16 protein-coding genes are annotated in these 17,530 nt (G+C 73.0%); 10 read left to right on the plus strand and 6 right to left on the minus strand.

Translation table 11 applies throughout. From position 1 onward, the window contains the following. The first annotated feature begins 9 nt into the window (after nt 1–9). On the plus strand, nt 10–222 hold the full coding sequence (locus AB0K80_RS06495) for an acyl-CoA carboxylase epsilon subunit (RefSeq protein WP_365666431.1): 213 nt from the start codon (nt 10–12) through the stop codon (nt 220–222). Nucleotides 223–226: 4 nt separating this feature from the next. On the opposite strand, the gene AB0K80_RS06500 is transcribed toward AB0K80_RS06495, so the two are convergent. Next, entirely contained in the window at nt 227–1,366 is a 1,140-nt protein-coding gene (locus AB0K80_RS06500; protein ID WP_365666433.1) for an SGNH/GDSL hydrolase family protein, read from the minus strand. 121 nt (nt 1,367–1,487) lie between these two features. On the opposite strand from AB0K80_RS06500, the gene AB0K80_RS06505 reads away from it, so the two are divergent. Both AB0K80_RS06505 and AB0K80_RS06510 read left to right on the plus strand, forming a co-directional pair. Beyond that, nucleotides 1,488–1,616 (plus strand): hypothetical protein, encoded by a 129-nt coding sequence (locus tag AB0K80_RS06505; RefSeq protein ID WP_365666435.1) that lies wholly within the window; start codon nt 1,488–1,490, stop codon nt 1,614–1,616. 79 nt (nt 1,617–1,695) lie between these two features. Beyond that, on the plus strand, nt 1,696–2,316 hold the full coding sequence (locus AB0K80_RS06510; protein ID WP_365666437.1) for a nucleoside triphosphate pyrophosphatase: 621 nt from the start codon (nt 1,696–1,698) through the stop codon (nt 2,314–2,316). Here the strand turns inward: AB0K80_RS06510 and AB0K80_RS06515 are convergent. After that, nucleotides 2,285–2,758, minus strand: a complete 474-nt coding sequence (locus AB0K80_RS06515) for a hypothetical protein (RefSeq protein WP_365666438.1) — start codon at nt 2,756–2,758, stop codon at nt 2,285–2,287. The two genes, AB0K80_RS06510 and AB0K80_RS06515, sit on opposite strands and share 32 nt — an antisense overlap. 363 nt (nt 2,759–3,121) lie before the next feature. Here AB0K80_RS06515 and AB0K80_RS06520 point away from each other — a divergent pair, with 363 nt between their 5' ends. Next, nucleotides 3,122–4,894 (plus strand): biotin carboxylase N-terminal domain-containing protein, encoded by a 1,773-nt coding sequence (locus tag AB0K80_RS06520; protein ID WP_365666440.1) that lies wholly within the window; start codon nt 3,122–3,124, stop codon nt 4,892–4,894. Nucleotides 4,895–5,101: 207 nt separating this feature from the next. Here AB0K80_RS06520 and AB0K80_RS06525 read toward each other — a convergent pair whose 3' ends face one another. After that, nucleotides 5,102–6,091, minus strand: a complete 990-nt coding sequence (locus tag AB0K80_RS06525) for a DeoR/GlpR family DNA-binding transcription regulator (RefSeq protein ID WP_365666442.1) — start codon at nt 6,089–6,091, stop codon at nt 5,102–5,104. Nucleotides 6,092–6,265: 174 nt separating this feature from the next. Next, nucleotides 6,266–7,711: an NAD(P)H-quinone dehydrogenase gene (locus tag AB0K80_RS06530; RefSeq protein ID WP_365666443.1), complete on the minus strand. Its 1,446-nt coding sequence runs from the start codon at nt 7,709–7,711 to the stop codon at nt 6,266–6,268. A gap of 95 nt (nt 7,712–7,806) precedes the next feature. Between AB0K80_RS06530 and AB0K80_RS06535 the strand changes: the two genes are divergently transcribed. The 3 genes from AB0K80_RS06535 to AB0K80_RS06545 all read left to right on the plus strand — a co-directional run bounded on the left by AB0K80_RS06535 (nt 7,807) and on the right by AB0K80_RS06545 (nt 11,443). Continuing rightward, complete coding sequence (locus AB0K80_RS06535) at nt 7,807–8,244, plus strand: gamma-glutamylcyclotransferase (RefSeq protein WP_365666445.1); 438 nt, start codon at nt 7,807–7,809, stop codon at nt 8,242–8,244. Between the two features lie 157 nt (nt 8,245–8,401). After that, nucleotides 8,402–9,238: a purine-nucleoside phosphorylase gene (locus AB0K80_RS06540; protein ID WP_365666447.1), complete on the plus strand. Its 837-nt coding sequence runs from the start codon at nt 8,402–8,404 to the stop codon at nt 9,236–9,238. Between the two features lie 573 nt (nt 9,239–9,811). Beyond that, nucleotides 9,812–11,443, plus strand: a complete 1,632-nt coding sequence (locus AB0K80_RS06545; protein ID WP_365666449.1) for a phospho-sugar mutase — start codon at nt 9,812–9,814, stop codon at nt 11,441–11,443. A 63-nt stretch (nt 11,444–11,506) separates the two neighbouring features. Here AB0K80_RS06545 and AB0K80_RS06550 read toward each other — a convergent pair whose 3' ends face one another. Further along, nucleotides 11,507–13,144 carry a hypothetical protein gene (locus AB0K80_RS06550; protein WP_365666450.1) on the minus strand — a complete coding sequence of 546 codons (1,638 nt, stop codon included), beginning with the start codon at nt 13,142–13,144 and terminating at the stop codon, nt 11,507–11,509. A 70-nt stretch (nt 13,145–13,214) separates the two neighbouring features. Further along, the gene (locus AB0K80_RS06555; protein ID WP_365666452.1) at nt 13,215–13,910 is read right to left on the minus strand and encodes a PH domain-containing protein; all 696 of its coding nucleotides are present in this window, start codon (nt 13,908–13,910) and stop codon (nt 13,215–13,217) included. Nucleotides 13,911–14,044: 134 nt separating this feature from the next. Between AB0K80_RS06555 and deoC the strand changes: the two genes are divergently transcribed. From deoC to AB0K80_RS06570, 3 genes are read left to right on the plus strand one after another with little or no spacing between them, the layout of a single operon-like run. After that, nucleotides 14,045–15,001 carry a deoxyribose-phosphate aldolase gene (deoC, locus tag AB0K80_RS06560; protein WP_365666454.1) on the plus strand — a complete coding sequence of 319 codons (957 nt, stop codon included), beginning with the start codon at nt 14,045–14,047 and terminating at the stop codon, nt 14,999–15,001. An 11-nt stretch (nt 15,002–15,012) separates the two neighbouring features. After that, on the plus strand, nt 15,013–16,458 hold the full coding sequence (locus AB0K80_RS06565) for an aldehyde dehydrogenase family protein (RefSeq protein WP_365666616.1): 1,446 nt from the start codon (nt 15,013–15,015) through the stop codon (nt 16,456–16,458). Next, on the plus strand, nt 16,451–17,335 hold the full coding sequence (locus AB0K80_RS06570; protein WP_365666456.1) for an aldehyde dehydrogenase family protein: 885 nt from the start codon (nt 16,451–16,453) through the stop codon (nt 17,333–17,335). Before AB0K80_RS06565 ends, AB0K80_RS06570 begins: the two co-directional genes overlap by 8 nt. Nucleotides 17,336–17,530: the final 195 nt, after the last annotated feature.

Here is a 17,530-nt window from a genome sequence, read left to right on the forward strand (position 1 = left end):
GGAGCCCAGATGAACATCAAGGTCGTACGGGGCAACCCGACCCCGGAGGAGCTGGCCGCCGCACTGGCGGTGGTCCGGGCGCGCGCCGCGGCGGCGGCCGCCACGCCGTCCGGCGCGCCCGCCCCCCGCGACTCCTGGTCCGACCCGTCCCGTATCGCCGCGCACCGCCTGCCCCAGCCGGGGCCGGCGGCGTGGGCGCGGACGTACTGGCCGGGCGGCTGACCGGCTAGAGCACCGCCGCGACGGCTTCGGCCATCACCGCGTACCCCGCGTCGTTGGGGTGCAGGTGGTCGCCGAAGTCGTACGACGGCCGCAGCCGGTCCGGGTCGTCCGGATCGGCCAGGGCGCGGTGCAGGTCGACGACCGCGTCGTACTCCCCCGTCCGCGCCGCGTACCGGATCCACTCGTTCAGCTCGTGGCTCACCTTCGCCGCGTGCTCGCCCCAGTGGTCGGAGCCGGCGAAGGGCAGCAGGGTCGCGCCGATCACCCGCAGGCCCGCCGCCCGGGCCTGCCGTACCACCTCCCGGTGCCCGTCGACCAGGTCGGCGGTCTCGACGACCGGGGCCGGCTTGTACGTGGGCTGCTCGTCCGTCTCGCTGAAGCCGATGTCGTTCAGGCCGAGCAGCACGACCAGCGTGTCCACGCCCGGGTGGGCGAGCACGTCCCGGGCGATGCGGTGGACGGCCTTCTCGCCGTACCAGGACGAGTCGTTGAGCAGCAGGTTCCCGCCGATGCCGGCGTTGAGCACGGGCCGCCCGGTGCGGTCGGCGAGCGCGTCGGACCAGCGGCGGTCGGTGCCGGGCGTGGAGCCGAAGCCGTCGGTGATCGAGTCGCCGAGCAGGGCGATCCCGTCCGTGCGGCCCGCGTCGACCTCGACGGCCGACAGGAAGTACCAGGACTCGGTCCGCTCGCCGAAGCCCGACCCGCCGCTGTCCGTCAGCAGGTCGCCGGTGCCCCGGTAGCTGGTCGTGAAGGCCTGCGCGTGGAAGGTGGCCGGGCCGGTCGCGGCGTGGAAGTGCAGGGTGAGGGTGAGCGACTCCCCCGCCGCCACGGCGAGATCGGCCGGGTCGCTGAGCAGCTCGCCGCGCGGCGGTATCTCGGCAGCGTGCGCACCGCCGAAGGTCAGCGTCCGCACAGACCCGGGGTGCACGGCCGCCCCTGCGGCCGTACGGCCCACGGTGGCCCCTTCGATCCGCACGGCCGAGTGCCCGTACGCGTGCGACAGCCGTACCCGCACCCTCCCTCCGCCCGCCGTCAGGCGGACGGCCTGCCGCAGTGACTGGCGCCAGAAGCCCTCGCGCGACCAGTTGGGGGTGAAGCCCTCGCTGGGGAGCTGCGGTGCGGCGGTCCAGGCAGTGGTGAACATGAGCGTGCCCCTCTCAAAAGGAACCAGAGTTCCTTTAGCTTAACGGTACGTCAGCCCCGTTTGGGAAGTTGAGTACGCGTACTCAGGCGCCGCCCGGGCCGGCCTGCCGACGATGGAGGGCATGCTGTGGTCCGACCCCGAGAACGAGCCGCCCAAGGAACTGCGGGACACGCAGGAGATGCTGCGGCGGCTGGGCGTTCTCATGGCGCTGGCCATGGTGCTCGCGATGCTGGTGATCGGCGTCAGATGAGGCGGGCCGAGCGCCGCGTGCGAGGAGTGCGGCGTGAGGCGGGATGAGGCACAGGCGGGCGCGTCGATACGCTGATCGCATGACAGATCAGCCGCGCCGCCGACTCGTCCTCGCCTCCCAGTCCCCCGCCCGGCTCGGGCTGCTCCGCCAGGCCGGTCTCGACCCCGAGGTGATCGTGAGCGGTGTCGACGAGGACGCCGTCACCGCCCCCACCCCGGCCGACCTGGCGCTCGCCCTCGCCGAGGCGAAGGCCTCCGTCGTGGCCGCCAAGCCCGAGGTCAAGGGCGCGATCGTGGTGGGCTGCGACTCGGTGCTCGACCTGGACGGCCAGGCCCTCGGCAAGCCCGCCGACGCCGAGGAGGCCACCGCCCGCTGGAAGGCCATGCGCGGCCGCGCCGGCACGCTCCAGACCGGCCACTGCGTCTACGACACGCTCAGCGGCCGCTACGCCTCCGCCACCGCCTCCACGGTCGTCCGCTTCGGCGAGCCGACCGACGAGGAGATCGCCGCGTACGTCGCCTCCGGCGAGCCCCTCCACGTCGCCGGGGCCTTCACCCTCGACGGCCGCTCGGCCCCCTTCATCGACGGCATCGACGGCGACCACGGCAACGTCATCGGCCTCAGCCTGCCGCTGCTGCGTCGGCTGCTGGCCGAACTGGGCGTCGGCATCACGGAGTTGTGGGCGCCGGCGGAGGACTGACCGGGGCCCCGCCGTCGCCGCCCTCCCCGGGCACGGCGTCGGCGGGCTCGGCCGGACGGTCGTACGTCATCAGCAGCAGCACGATCAGGCCGAGCACCAGCACCATGAACACGAACGCCGGCCAGCCCACCAGCCCCCAGACGAACGCGCCCAGGATGCCGTGCACCACCGCCGCGCTGATCAGCAGCATGCGCCCGAGGCCCGCCGGCGCCCTGTCCCGCACCGCGACCAGCAGCGCGACCACGCCGCACAGCGCGAAGTAGAGCCCGAAGACGATCCCGCCGGCCTTCGACGAGACCGCCATCGTGTCCGGGTCGAGGCCGGCCAGGGACATCTCCTGCCGGTCGACGACGACCCCGAGGAACCAGTTCAGCGCGGCGACGCCGCACGCCTCCGCGAAGAGCACGACCGCCACGACCCACGCCACCGGCCTGCGGACCACCGGCCCCACCCACTTTCGAGCAGTCGTCTGGTTACCTCGGGTATGAACGAGACAGCGCGAACGCTACTAACCGGTAAACGCCGGGACAAGAGTCCTACGAACAGCAAAGAATCATTGGGCCATTCGTAGGGACTCCACAAAGAAACCGAGTGGCCCGCAGCACGTGATGACAGAGACCTTGACCACAGGGGACGGCTAGGGTTTCCGGGAGGAGTCCTGCGTAGTGCGGTGCGACAAGGGATTTCGCGGGTCGAGCGAGCCTCGTATCACGCTCCGTGTGGGCAAGCTCACCACCGGGGACGGGTCGAAGTGCCGTGTCGGCAGTCCCTAAACTCGGCTTGTTTCAAGGAGGGAGCCTCAATCGTGCGCAAGGTGCTCATCGCCAACCGTGGCGAAATCGCTGTCCGCGTGGCCCGGGCCTGCCGGGACGCCGGGATCGCGAGCGTGGCCGTCTACGCCGACCCGGACCGGGACGCTCTGCATGTCCGCGCCGCGGATGAGGCGTTCGCCCTGGGCGGTGACACCCCGGCCACCAGTTATCTGGTCATCGACAAGATCCTGAAAGCGGCGCGCGAGTCGGGTGCGGACGCCGTCCACCCCGGGTACGGCTTCCTCTCGGAGAACGCCGAGTTCGCGCAGGCCGTCCTGGACGCCGGCCTGATCTGGATCGGCCCGCCGCCGCAGGCCATCCGCGACCTGGGCGACAAGGTCGCCGCCCGGCACATCGCGCAGCGCGCGGGCGCCCCGCTGGTGGCCGGTACGCCCGACCCGGTGAGCGGCGCCGACGAGGTCGTCGCCTTCGCCAAGGAGCACGGCCTGCCGATCGCCATCAAGGCCGCCTTCGGCGGCGGCGGCCGCGGCCTGAAGGTCGCCCGCACCCTCGAAGAGGTCCCCGAGCTGTACGACTCCGCCGTGCGGGAGGCCGTGGCGGCCTTCGGCCGCGGCGAGTGCTTCGTCGAGCGGTACCTGGACAAGCCGCGGCACGTGGAGACCCAGTGCCTCGCCGACAAGCACGGCAACGTGGTCGTCGTGTCCACCCGTGACTGCTCCCTGCAGCGCCGCCACCAGAAGCTGGTCGAGGAGGCCCCGGCGCCGTTCCTCTCCGAGGAGCAGGTCGCCGAGCTGTACCGCGCCTCGAAGGCCATCCTGAAGGAGGCCGGCTACGTCGGCGCCGGCACGGTCGAGTTCCTCGTCGGCAACGACGGCACGATCTCCTTCCTCGAGGTCAACACCCGCCTCCAGGTGGAGCACCCGGTCACCGAGGAGGTCGCCGGCATCGACCTCGTCCGCGAGATGTTCCGCATCGCCGACGGCGAGGAGCTCGGGTACGACGACCCGGTCCTGCGCGGCCACTCCTTCGAGTTCCGCATCAACGGCGAGGACCCGGGCCGCAACTTCCTGCCCGCGCCCGGTACGGTCACCCGGTTCGACCCGCCGTCGGGCCCGGGCGTGCGGCTGGACGCGGGCGTGGAGTCCGGCTCGGTCATCGGCCCGGCCTGGGACTCTCTGCTGGCCAAGCTGATCGTGACCGGCCGCACCCGCAAGGAGGCGCTGGAGCGGGCCGCCCGGGCTCTGGAGGAGTTCCAGGTGGAGGGCATGGCGACGGCCATCCCGTTCCACCGTGCGGTGGTCAGGGACCCGGCGTTCGCCCCGGAGGTCCACGGCCACAAGGGCCCCTTCACGGTCCACACCCGCTGGATCGAGACGGAGTTCGTCAACGAGATCAAGCCGTTCACGGCCCCCGCCGACGCGGAGACGGAGGAGGAGCCGGGCCGCGAGACGGTCGTCGTCGAGGTCGGCGGCAAGCGCCTGGAGGTCTCCCTGCCGTCGTCCCTGGGCATGTCCCTGGCCCGTACGGGCCTGGCGGCCGGCGCCAAGCCGAAGCGCCGCGCGGCGAAGAAGTCCGGCCCCGTCGCCTCCGGCGACACTCTCGCCTCCCCCATGCAGGGCACGATCGTCAAGATCGCCGTGGAGGAGGGCCAGGAGGTCAAGGAGGGTGACCTGGTGGTCGTCCTCGAGGCGATGAAGATGGAACAGCCCATCAACGCCCACAAGGCCGGCACGATCAAGGGCCTGACCGCGGAGGTCGGCGCCTCGATCACGTCCGGCGCCGCGATCTGCGAGATCAAGGACTGAGGCTGAGCCTGAGAGCGTGACAGCAGCGCCCGGCGCCCGGACCGACTCCGGCCGCCGGGCGCTTCTCGCGCCGAGCACCTGGCAGCAGGGGCCGTTGCGGGGGAAACCCTCGCCGCGTGCCTAGGGCCTTGTCGTTTGGATCATTCCGGCGTCGCGGGTCCCTCCGAGGCGCCGCAGGCCGGGCCGGACTGATCCGAACGACAGACCCTAGCGGCGTCGCAGATCCGCGACGCGACCCCGCTCCGCCCCCGGCGCCTGCTCACCCATGACCGTCCGCAGGCCCGCCGCCCCCGCTCCGGGGACCTGGCGGCGAGGACCGGGCAGGGACATGTCCCGGCGCTGCTGACGCGCCGGTACGGCATCACCCCCGGCCCCCGCGGCCCCCGAGGAGCCCGCAGAGCCGGACGACGCCCCCGGCACACCCGCCACGGCGATCTGCACGCCCTGGTCGGCCAGCGCCTGCAACTCCGTGGCCGCGCGGTCGTCGTGCGCGGGCGGCTCGTCGGTCACCAGCCGGGTGATGAGATCCGTCGGCACGGTCTGGAACATGGTGTCCGAGCCGAGCTTGGTGTGATCGGCGAGGACGACGACCTCCGCGGCGGCCTGCACCAGAGCCCGGTCGACGGACGCCGACAGCATGTTGGAGGTGGACAGCCCGCGCTCGGCGGTCAGGCCGCTGCCCGACAGGAAGGCTCTGGACACCCGCAGCCCCTGGAGGGACTGCTCGGCCCCGCTGCCCACCAGCGCGTAGTTGGAGCCGCGCAGCGTACCGCCGGTCATCACGACCTCCACCCGGTTGGCGTGCGCCAGCGCCTGCGCCACCAGGAGGGAGTTCGTGACCACGGTCAGCCCGGGCACCCGGGCGAGCCGGCGGGCCAGCTCCTGGGTGGTGGTGCCGGCCCCGACCACGATGGCCTCGCCCTCTTCCACGAAGTTGGCGGCGAGGTCGGCGATGGCGGTCTTCTCGGCGGTCGCGAGATGGGACTTCTGCGGAAAGCCGGACTCCCGCGTGAAACCGCCCGGCAGTACCGCACCGCCGTGCCGGCGGTCGAGGAGTCCTTCGGCCTCCAGCGCGCGCACGTCCCGCCGTACGGTCACTTCGGAGGTCTGGACGACGCGGGCGAGCTCACGGAGCGACACGGCCCCGTTCGCTCGCACCATTTCGAGGATCAATTGGCGACGTTCTGCAGCGAACACGAAACTGACAGTAACGCCAGCGACCGTCTGCTTTCAGCAGTTTGCGCTGAAGAGCGGAAGTTGTTCGCACGCAGCGGCGGGAAGTGGTATAGGACCTGGTCCCGCCGCCCATGTCGTACGCATGTGCGGCAACTCCCCGTGACCAGCGGGGAGTCGCATCCGGCCACCGAGGTGTCAGGCCTCGCCCGCCTTGCGGGTGTGCAGCTGCCGGGCGACCTCCGCGATCGAGCCGGACAGGGACGGGTACACCGTGAAGGCGTTCGCGATCTGCTCGACCGTCAGATTGTTGTCGACCGCGATCGAGATGGGGTGGATCAGTTCCGAGGCGCGCGGCGCCACGACGACCCCGCCCACCACGATGCCGGTGCCCGGGCGGCAGAAGATCTTGACGAAACCGTCGCGGATGCCCTGCATCTTCGCGCGCGGGTTGCGCAGCAGCGGCAGCTTCACGACCCTCGCGTCGATCTTCCCGGCGTCGACGTCGGCCTGGGTGTAACCGACGGTGGCGATCTCCGGGTCGGTGAAGACGTTGGACGAGACCGTCTTCAGGTTCAGGGGGGCCACCGCGTCGCCGAGGAAGTGGTACATGGCGATCCGGCCCTGCATGGCGGCCACCGACGCCAGGGCGAACACGCCGGTGACATCGCCGGCCGCGTACACGCCCGGAGCGGTCGTACGGGAGACCTTGTCGGTCCAGATGTGGCCGGACTCGCGCAGCTTGACCCCGGCCTCCTCCAGGCCCAGGTTCGCGCTGTTGGGGACGGCGCCGACCGCCATCAGGCAGTGCGAGCCGGTGATGACCCGGCCGTCGGAGAGCGTGACCTCGACCCGGTCGCCGACCCGCTTGGCGGACTGCGCGCGGGAGCGGGCCATGACGTTCATGCCGCGCCGCCGGAAGACGTCCTCCAGTACGGCGGCCGCGTCCGGGTCCTCGCCGGGCAGCACGCGGTCGCGGGACGACACGAGGGTGACCTTCGAGCCGAGGGCCTGGTAGGCGCCGGCGAACTCGGCACCGGTGACACCCGAGCCGACCACGATGAGCTCCTCGGGCAGCTCGGTGAGGTCGTACACCTGGGTCCAGTTCAGGATGCGCTCGCCGTCCGGGCGGGCGTCGGGCAGTTCGCGCGGGTGCCCGCCGGTCGCGATCAGGACAGCGTCGGCGGTGAGCGTCTCCTCGCTCCCGTCCGCCGCCGTGACGACGACCTTGCGCGATCCGTCCAGGGCCTGCATGCCGTCCAACCGGCCGCGCCCGCGCATGACGCGCGCGCCCGCCCGGGTGACGGAGGCGGTGATGTCGTGCGACTGGGCCAGCGCCAGCCGCTTCACACGGCGGTTGACCTTGCCGAGGTCCACGCCGATGATCCGGGCCGCCATCTCCTCGGGCGGGGTGTCGTCGGCGACGATGATGCCCAGTTCCTCGTACGAGGAGTCGAAGGTGGTCATCACCTCGGCCGTGGCGATGAGGGTCTTGGACGGCACGCAGTCGGTCAGTACCGACGCGCCGCCCAGACCGTCGCAGTCGACGACGGTCACCTCCGCACCGAGTTGCGCGGCCACCAGCGCCGCTTCGTATCCGCCGGGTCCGCCACCGATGATCACGATCCGAGTCACGTACTCCATTGTCCCGCACCCTTCAACGGGCGACCGCCCGGGGGCCCGGCCGATGCGGCTCTGTTACGGGAGTGACGCGGGGACGGCTGCCGTACCCTCTCCCCATGTCGCTCTACGCCGCGTACGCCGGCAACCTCGACGCGCGGCTGATGTCCCGCCGCGCCCCGCATTCGCCGCTGCGCGCCACCGGCTGGCTGAACGGGTGGCGGCTGACCTTCGGCGGCGAGCACATGGGCTGGGACGGCGCCCTCGCGACGATCGTCGAGGACCCCCTGGCCCAGGTCTTCGTCGCGCTGTACGACATCGCCCCCATGGACGAGGAGTCGCTCGACCGCTGGGAGGGCGTCGGCATGGACATATACCGCCGGATGCGCGTCCGCGTGCACACGCTGGACGGCGAGGAACCGGCCTGGGCGTACGTCCTGAACGCCTACGAGGGCGGCCTGCCCTCCGCCCGCTACCTGGGGGAGATCGCGGACGCGGCCGAGTCGGCGGGAGCTCCCCACGACTACGTCATGGAGCTGCGCAAGCGTCCCTGCTGACGCCTGGAGCCGCCTGCTCGCCGGACATCTCGCCGGACACTCGTCGGACCCGCGCCGGACACTCGTCGGCCGTCGTCGGAAACGACAAGACAACGATCGCGGTCTCGTGAGCTCTGGCATCTACGCGCGTAGGCCGAGACCGGCTACCCTCGACGGCGTGAACGCATCTCTTCTTCCGGACGACCTCCAGGGCGCCGCCCCCGTTGATCCCAGGGCCGCCGCCGACGCCGCCGCCGCTCGCCTGCGCGAACTCACGGGCGCCGAGATCCACGACGTCGCCCTCGTGATGGGCTCCGGCTGGGCGCCGGCCGTCGACGCCCTCGGCGAGCCCGACGCCGAGCTCGCCGTCACCGAGCTGCCCGGTTTCCCGCCGCCGGCGGTCGAGGGCCACGGAGGCAAGATCCGCTCGTACCGGATCGGCGACAAGCGCGCGCTGGTCTTCCTGGGCCGTACGCACTACTACGAGGGCCGCGGTGTGGCCGCCGTCGCCCACGGGGTGCGCACCGCCGTGTCGGCCGGCTGCAAGACCGTGATCCTCACCAACGGCTGCGGCGGCCTGCGCGAGGGCATGTACCCCGGCCAGCCGGTCCTGATCAGCGACCACATCAACCTCACGGCGACGTCCCCCATCGTCGGCGCGAACTTCGTCGATCTGACGGACCTGTACTCGCCGCGGCTGCGCGCGCTGTGCAAGGAGATCGACCCCACGCTGGAGGAGGGCGTCTACGCCCAGTTCCCCGGCCCGCACTACGAGACGCCGGCCGAGATCCGGATGGCCCGGGTCATCGGCGCGGACCTGGTGGGCATGTCGACGGTCCTGGAGGCCATCGCCGCCCGGGAGGCCGGGGCGGAGGTGCTGGGCATCTCCCTGGTCACCAACCTCGCCGCGGGCATGACGGGCGAGCCGCTGAACCACGAGGAGGTTCTCCAGGCGGGCCGTGACTCCGCCGCGCGGATGGGATCGCTGCTGGCGCAGGTGCTCGGGCGGATCTGACGGCTGGAGGGGCCCGGCCGCGGTGGCGGGCGGCGGTAGCGGGTACCCGGCGTCGTGGCCGGCGGGCGCGGTGCGGCCCGGGGCCGGGGTGACGCGGGCCGTGAGGCCCGGAGCCGCGGTGTGTCTGCCCCGCCCGGCCCGGACGCGGCGGACCTCCTCGCCCGGGGCCAGGAGTGGTCGTGCCGCCCCGGGACCACGGCGTACCCAGCCGCCCGGGACCGTGGAGTACGTCCCGTCCGCCCCGGAACTGTGGGGGGCTCCCCACCCGCCCCCGGAGGAGGTACCTCTGCCGCCCCAGCTCTCGGGGTACGTCAGCGCACCACCCCAGCCGCCCCGGGACCGTGGGGGTGCGGTCACCGCCCGGCCCGGGACACCTCTGCCGCCAGGGCCGTGCGGTACGCCCCGACCGGCCCGTAACCGTGCGGCATCTCCCCACCCCCAGGACCACGGCACACCTCCCCACCCACCCAGGACAGCGGCGCCACCCCACCCGGCGGGGGACCACGGAGCCCCCACCCGCGTAGGCGCGACAGCAACCACGACACAACGAGAGGCTGACCGACCGTGCAGGACGTGCAGGACGAACTCATCGCACAGGCCCGGGCCTGGCTCGCCGAGGACCCCGACCCGGAGACCCGCGCCGAGCTCGCCGAGCTCATCGACGCCAAGGACCACGCCGAGCTGGCCGCCCGCTTCGGCGGCACCCTCCAGTTCGGCACCGCCGGCCTGCGCGGCGAACTCGGCGCCGGCCCCCTGCGCATGAACCGCTCGGTCGTCATCCGCGCCGCCGCGGGTCTCGCCGCGTACCTGAAGAAGAACGGCCATGACAACGGCCTCGTCGTCATCGGCTACGACGCCCGCCACAAGTCGGCGGACTTCGCGCGCGACACCGCCTCCGTGATGACGGGCGCGGGCCTGCGGGCCGCCGTACTCCCCCGCCCCCTGCCGACCCCCGTCCTCGCCTTCGCCATCCGGTACCTCGGCGCGGTCGCCGGCGTGGAGGTCACCGCCAGCCACAACCCGCCGCGCGACAACGGCTACAAGGTGTACCTCGGCGACGGCTCCCAGATCGTGCCGCCCGCCGACGCGGAGATCGCCGCCGAGATCGCGGCCGTCCCCTCCCTCACGGTCGTCCCCCGCCCGACCGAAGGCTGGGAGATCCTCGACGACACCGTCCTGGACGCCTACCTCGCCCGCACCGACGCCGTGCTCGCCGAGGACTCCCCCCGTACGGCCCGCACGGTCTACACGGCGATGCACGGCGTCGGCAAGGACGTCCTCCTGGCCGCCTTCGCCCGCGCCGGCTTCCCCGAGCCGGTGCTCGTCGCCGAGCAGGCCGAGCCCGACCCGGACTTCCCCACCGTGGCCTTCCCCAACCCGGAGGAGCCCGGCGCGATGGACCTGGCCTTCGCCCAGGCCCGTGAGACCGGTCCCGACCTGGTCATCGCCAACGACCCGGACGCCGACCGGTGCGCCGTGGCGGTCCGGGACGGCGACGACTGGCGGATGCTGCGCGGCGACGAGGTCGGCGCCCTCCTCGCCGCCCACCTGGTCCGCCGTGGCGCCACCGGCACCTTCGCGGAGTCGATCGTCTCCTCCTCCCTCCTCGGCCGGATCGCCGGCAAGGCGGGCCTGCGCCACACCGAGACCCTCACCGGCTTCAAGTGGATCGCCCGCGCGGAGGGCCTGCGCTACGGCTACGAGGAGGCCCTCGGCTACTGCGTCGACCCCGACGGCGTACGCGACAAGGACGGCATCACGGCGGCCCTGCTCATCACCGAACTGGCCTCCGTCCTGAAGGAGGAGGGCCGTACGCTCCTCGACCTGCTCGACGACCTGGCCGTGGAACACGGTCTGCACGCCACCGACCAGCTCTCGGTGCGCGTCCAGGACCTCTCCCTCATCGCGGCCGCGATGCGTCGCCTGCGCGAGCAGCCCCCGACCCGCCTCGGCGGCCTGACCGTCACCCGCTCCGAGGACCTCACCCAGGGCACGGACACCCTGCCGCCCACCGACGGCCTGCGCTACACCCTCGACGGGGCCCGGGTGATCGTCCGCCCCAGCGGCACGGAACCCAAGCTGAAGTGCTACCTGGAGGTCGTGGTCCCGGTCGCCGCGCACGCCGGCCTGCCCGCGGCGCGGGCGAAGGCGACGGACCTGCTGACGTCGATCAAGCGGGACCTGGCGGCGGCTGCGGGCATCTGACCCAGCCGGTTCGGCCGGTCAGCGCGGCTGCCACACCGGGGCAGCCACCGGCGCCGCGCACGGCTACCACCACCACCGGCCGGCGGCCACCACCGCCCCGAACACACCACCGAGCACCAGCGCCACAGGCCACAACGCCCGCCCCCGCTCCTGCCGCCCGCTGCGCGCACCGGGCCGCAGGGCGGGGTCGCGGCGCAGGGCGGTGAGCTCCGTGACGAGGGCGTCGTACGGGTGGGTCAGACCCCGCCGGCGCTCGAGCCACGGCCAGCGCGGCGCCGCGACACTCCACAGTTCGCCTCCGCGCCACCGCAGCCTCAGCTCGAAGGACTCCCGGCGCACCGCGCCCAGGTCGTCCCAGGGGATGAGGACGGGTCCGCGCAGACGGCCGTTGAGCCACAGCCCGTCCCGGTCGGCGGTCAGGCGCCAGCAGAGCTTGACGGGGAGCCGCACCGAGACGAACACCAGCACGGCCCCGGCGACGAGCTGCCGCCAGAGCGGCAACCCGGCGTCGGTGGCGGGCTCCCAGAAGACGCACAGGGCGCACAGCGCCATGAACGCACTCGCCAGCCAGTCCACCGGCCCCGCCCGCCAGCACCGGACCGGCCCCTGCCCGGCCTCCTCCCCGGCGGTGACCTGCGCGTGTACGGGGTCCGGGTTCTCCTCCTCGGCCCGCCGCCGCTTCTCCGGCTCCGGGAACGGCCGCACCGGCCCGTTCGACCACTCCACCCGGGGCGGCTTGCCCGGCTCCTCGGCGGCACTGACGATCAGCACCTCGGCACCGTCGCAGGGCGCCCCGTACAGCACGGCCTCCCGCAGCGGCCCGGGCCGCTCGCCCTCGTCCCCGCCCACGTCGTCGTCCCCGCCCTCGTCGTCGTCCTCGTCCGGGGACCTCTCCCCGTCGTCCGGGGAGCTCTGCTCGGACACCCACACGCTGAACAGCGGCCGCACCCCCTGCGCGTCGTCCGCGGCGAACACCTCGGTGTGCCCCTCCGCGGTGTCCCGCACCAGGACACGCAGCACGGGTGCCGGTGCGGCGCGCAGCCGGGTGGCGCGGTACCGGCCCAGGGCCGCGGAGACCAGCACGGTGAGCCCGAAACCGACCACCAGACAACCGCAGGCGGCGACCGCCCGCCGTGTCTCCGGAGCGTCCCAGAACCGCTGGGCGGCCAGCACCCCGCCTCCCGCCGCCAGCAGGAACATCCCGATCGCGGCGAGGAGACGCCCCCGCGGGACGGGACCGCCGGTCTGCGGCGGCGCAGCGGTCACGCCCCGGGCCGCCGCGAGGGCCGCAGCCCGCTGCCGGGCCCGCGCCCGTATCCGCGGTTCGGCGAGCAGCAGGGCGGCCGCCGCGACCACCACCGCGAGCACGGTTCCGGGCCACGGCAGCCGTCCGGTCGCGGCCACGGCGACGAGGACCGGCGCCGAGAACCGCACCACTTCCGGGCGTATCACCGGCCACAGCAGGTGAAGGGAGAGCAGCGCCGTGACGTACGGGGGCAGCCCGGCCCAGGCCAGTGCCGGCGTGGCGGCCAGGGCGCACCACCACACCGCGTCGAGACGGCCGGAGGCCGGCCGCACCGGTACCCAGCGCGGCGGCAGTGCCGCCGTCCAGCGGTGTGCCTGGTCCGTGTCCCAGGGGGCGCAGCCGTCGGGCAGGGCGTCGGCGGGCAGCGGCAGGGGCTGCCGGGCGTGCGTGGTCATCACTGCGCAGACGCCCGGCCCGCCCCGGCGGTTGCGGTCACGGTGGGCCCCCGGCCGGGCCCGGCCCCGCTCAGCCCCCCGCCAGCAGAATCACCAGCAGCACCGCTCCGGCCGCCGCCGGGCCCAGGATCTCGTACGCCCACCGCACGGTCACCTCGCCCTGCGCGGACTCGGCCTGCTGCCGGTCGGCGTGCAGCCGGCGCAGTTCGTCCATGATCTGGTCGGTCTCCGCCCGGACCGGCCCCTCGGGCACCGGCCCGCCGCTGCCCAGACCGAAGGCCCCACCCAGTCCGAGCCCCCTGGACCGGCCTCCGGTGCCGCCGCGGGCCTGCTCGGCCGCCGCCCGCATCTCGCGCCGGGCGGCCTTCTTGCGGGCGCGCAGCGACACGGGCAGGGCCCACAGCTGGTACGTGGTGCCGGAGGTGGTGACGGCCTCGTTGGAGTAGCCGGACTTGAGCGTGGCCACCTGGCCCCAGGGCAGGACGACGATCCGGAAGGGGTTGCGCACGCGCAGCCGGTCGTCGTTGACGTACACGGCGGGGCGCAGCGTGAAGGCGACGACCAGGGGTACGACGAGGAGCAGCGCGGCGAGCGCCACCCACGGGGTGCGGCCCTGCCCCGACAGGACGGCGTCGATGCCGAACCAGCCGGCGACGCCGAGCAGCAGCACACCGCCGGCGATGCCCGCGGCGGACCGGTGGACCCGGTCCTTGAACTCGGGCCCCGAGGGCTGCGGCGCGGGTGACTGGGGCTCCGGGGTCGTCATGGTCCCGATTCTGCCTCAGGCCCGCGGCGGCGGGCCGACCGACCGGGGCGTACGGGACCGGGCCGGAGCGGGCAGCCGTCCGTCTTCTCGGGGTGTACAGCCGCTACGCGCGTAGATATGCTCGTCTGGTGACCATGCCCACCACTGCACTCCCGCACTCGCTCTCAGACGTCACCGCGTCCGACAGCACGCTGCGCCGCTTCCTCCACGGGCTGCCCGGCGTCGACGCGGTCGGCCTGGAGGCGCGTGCCGCCTCCCTCGGCACCCGTTCGATCAAGACGACCGCGAAGGCGTACGCCATCGACCTCGCCATCTCGATGGTCGACCTGACGACGCTGGAAGGCGCGGACACCCCGGGCAAGGTCCGGGCGCTCGGCGCCAAGGCGGTGCGTCCCGACCCGACCGACCGCACCACCCCCGCCACGGCCGCGGTCTGCGTCTATCCCGACATGGTGGCCGTGGCGAAGGAGGCCGTCGCCGGCTCGGGCGTGAAGGTCGCCTCGGTCGCCACCGCCTTCCCGGCCGGCCGCGCCCCGCTCTCCGTCAAGCTGGCGGACGTGCGCGAGGCCGTCGCCGCCGGCGCCGACGAGATCGACATGGTCATCGACCGCGGGGCGTTCCTCGCGGGCCGATACTTGAAGGTGTACGACGAGATCGCCGCCGTGAAGGAGGCCTGCGGGACCTCGGCCCGCCTGAAGGTCATCTTCGAGACGGGCGAGCTGTCGACGTACGACAACATCCGCCGCGCGAGCTGGCTCGGCATGCTGGCCGGGGCGGACTTCATCAAGACCTCGACCGGCAAGGTCGCCGTCAACGCGACTCCGGCGAACACCCTGCTGATGCTGGAGGCCGTGCGGGACTTCCGCGCCCAGACCGGCGTCCAGGTCGGTGTGAAGCCGGCCGGCGGCATCCGCACCAGCAAGGACGCGATCAAGTTCCTGGTCCTGGTCAACGAGACCGCCGGCGAGGACTGGCTGGACAACCACTGGTTCCGCTTCGGCGCCTCCTCGCTGCTGAACGACCTGCTGATGCAGCGCCAGAAGCTGGCCACCGGCCGCTACTCCGGCCCCGACTACGTGACGGTGGACTGATCACCATGACCATGGAAAAGCGGTCACCCGCATTCGCCTACGCCCCGGCGCCCGAGTCCCGCTCGATCGTCGACATCGCCCCGTCCTACGGCCTGTTCATCGACGGCGAGTTCGTGGAGGCGGCCGACGGCAAGGTCTTCAAGACGGTCTCCCCCAGCACGGAGGAGGTGCTGTCCGAGGTCGCCCAGGCCGGTGCCGAGGACGTCGACCGCGCCGTCAGGGCCGCCCGCAAGGCCTTCGAGAAGTGGTCGGCGCTGCCCGGCTCCGAGCGGGCCAAGTACCTGTTCCGGATCGCGCGGATCATCCAGGAGCGCAGCCGTGAGCTGGCCGTCCTGGAGACGCTCGACAACGGCAAGCCCATCAGGGAGACCCGCGACGCCGACCTCCCGCTGGTCGCCGCGCACTTCTTCTACTACGCGGGCTGGGCCGACAAGCTGGAGCACGCCGGTTTCGGCCCGGACCCCAGGCCGCTGGGCGTGGCCGGCCAGGTCATCCCCTGGAACTTCCCGCTGCTGATGCTGGCGTGGAAGATCGCCCCGGCCCTCGCCACCGGCAACACGGTCGTGCTGAAGCCGGCCGAGACCACCCCCCTGTCGGCCCTGTTCTTCGCGGACATCTGCCGCCAGGCGGGCCTGCCGAAGGGCGTCGTCAACATCCTTCCCGGCTACGGCGACACCGGCGCCGCGCTCGTCGCGCACCCGGACGTGAACAAGGTCGCCTTCACCGGTTCCACCGCCGTCGGCAAGGAGATCGCCCGGACGGTCGCGGGCACCCGCAAGAAGCTCACCCTGGAACTGGGCGGCAAGGGCGCCAACATCGTCTTCGACGACGCCCCGATCGACCAGGCCGTCGAGGGCATCGTCAACGGCATCTTCTTCAACCAGGGCCAGGTCTGCTGCGCGGGCAGCCGTCTCCTCGTCCAGGAGTCGATCCACGACGAGCTGCTGGAGTCGCTCAAGCGCCGCCTGTCGACGCTCCGTCTCGGCGACCCGCTGGACAAGAACACCGACATCGGCGCGATCAACTCCGAGGAGCAGCTCACCCGCATCACCTCGCTCGTCGAGCAGGGCGAGGCGGAGGGCGCCGAGCGCTGGTCCCCGGCCTGTGAGATCCCGGCCTCCGGGTACTGGTTCGCCCCGACGCTCTTCACCAACGTCACCCAGGCGCACACCATCGCCCGCGACGAGATCTTCGGCCCGGTGCTGTCGGTGCTGACCTTCCGTACGCCGGACGAGGCGGTCGCGAAGGCCAACAACACGCCGTACGGCCTGTCGGCCGGCGTCTGGACCGAGAAGGGCTCCCGGATCCTGGCGGTGGCGAACAAGCTCCGCGCGGGCGTCGTCTGGTCCAACACGTTCAACAAGTTCGACCCGACCTCGCCGTTCGGCGGCTACAAGGAGTCGGGCTTCGGCCGCGAGGGCGGCCGCCACGGCCTGGAGGCGTACCTCGATGTCTGACCGTTTGAGCGTCTTCAAGACCTACAAGCTGTACGTCGGGGGCAAGTTCCCCCGCTCCGAGAGCGGCCGGGTGTACGAAGTGACCGACCCGAAGGGCAAGTGGCTGGCCAACGCCCCGCAGTCGAGCCGTAAGGACGCCCGCGACGCGGTCGTGGCCGCCCGCAAGGCCTTCCCGGCCTGGTCGGGGGCGACGGCGTACAACCGCGGGCAGATCCTCTACCGCGTCGCGGAGATGCTGGAGGGCCGCAGGGACCAGTTCGTCCGCGAGGTGGCGGACGCAGAGGGCCTGTCGAAGTCGAAGGCGGCCGAGCAGGTCGAGGCGACGATCGACCGCTGGGTGTGGTACGCGGGCTGGACCGACAAGATCGCCCAGGTGGTCGGTGGCGGCAACCCGGTCGCGGGCCCGTTCTTCAACCTCTCCTCCCCCGAGCCGACGGGCGTGGTCGCGGTGCTCGCGCCGCAGGAGTCGTCCTTCCTGGGCCTGGTGTCGGTGCTCGCGCCGGTGATCGCGACCGGCAACACGGCCGTGGTCGTGGCGAGCGAGCGGTCCCCGCTGCCGGCCCTGTCGCTGGGCGAGGTCCTGGCGACCTCGGACGTCCCCGGCGGCACGGTCAACATCCTCTCCGGCCGTACGGCGGAGATCGCCGCGCCGCTGGCGGCCCACCAGGACGTCAACGCGATCGACCTGGCCGGCGCCGACGAGTCGCTGGCGAAGGAACTGGAGATCGCGGCGGCCGACAACCTCAAGCGGGTGCTGCGTCCACAGCCTGTGGACCACGCGCGGACCCCGGGCATCGACCGTATGACGGCGTTCCTGGAGACGAAGACGGTCTGGCACCCGACGGGGTCGCTGGGCGCGTCCGGTTCCTCGTACTAGGCGCGCGGGAACCGCACCGGCCGGGCAGCCCCGCCCTCCTGTGTCCGGGAGGGCGGGGCTGCCGCGCCTCACCGGGCGGCGCCGCCCTGCCGCGGCAACTGCCGAGCTGACGGGCCGGAAGCCGGCGACCTCGGTGCCCACGCAGGGCGTGCGCCGCACCGGAGAGCGTCGGGGCGTCCGCGGCGGCGGCCTTCG

Origin of the sequence: Streptomyces sp. NPDC052682 (assembly GCF_040678435.1) — a bacterium.
In the GTDB taxonomy this organism is placed as follows: Bacteria; Actinomycetota; Actinomycetes; order Streptomycetales; family Streptomycetaceae; genus Streptomyces.

Excerpts from the sequence above, each read along its gene's own strand:
- AB0K80_RS06510 (WP_365666437.1), top strand. The coding sequence starts at position 1,696 with ATGACAGATCAGCCGCGCCGCCGACTCGTCCTCGCCTCCCAGTCCCCC.
- AB0K80_RS06500 (WP_365666433.1), bottom strand. The coding sequence starts at position 1,366 with ATGTTCACCACTGCCTGGACCGCCGCACCGCAGCTCCCCAGCGAGGGC.
- AB0K80_RS06550 (WP_365666450.1), bottom strand. The coding sequence starts at position 13,144 with ATGACCACGCACGCCCGGCAGCCCCTGCCGCTGCCCGCCGACGCCCTG.
- AB0K80_RS06565 (WP_365666616.1), top strand. The coding sequence starts at position 15,013 with ATGGAAAAGCGGTCACCCGCATTCGCCTACGCCCCGGCGCCCGAGTCC.
- AB0K80_RS06535 (WP_365666445.1), top strand. The coding sequence starts at position 7,807 with ATGTCGCTCTACGCCGCGTACGCCGGCAACCTCGACGCGCGGCTGATG.
- AB0K80_RS06505 (WP_365666435.1), top strand. The coding sequence starts at position 1,488 with ATGCTGTGGTCCGACCCCGAGAACGAGCCGCCCAAGGAACTGCGGGAC.
- AB0K80_RS06570 (WP_365666456.1), top strand. The coding sequence starts at position 16,451 with ATGTCTGACCGTTTGAGCGTCTTCAAGACCTACAAGCTGTACGTCGGG.
- AB0K80_RS06495 (WP_365666431.1), top strand. The coding sequence starts at position 10 with ATGAACATCAAGGTCGTACGGGGCAACCCGACCCCGGAGGAGCTGGCC.
- AB0K80_RS06555 (WP_365666452.1), bottom strand. The coding sequence starts at position 13,910 with ATGACGACCCCGGAGCCCCAGTCACCCGCGCCGCAGCCCTCGGGGCCC.
- AB0K80_RS06530 (WP_365666443.1), bottom strand. The coding sequence starts at position 7,711 with ATGGAGTACGTGACTCGGATCGTGATCATCGGTGGCGGACCCGGCGGA.
- deoC (WP_365666454.1), top strand. The coding sequence starts at position 14,045 with ATGCCCACCACTGCACTCCCGCACTCGCTCTCAGACGTCACCGCGTCC.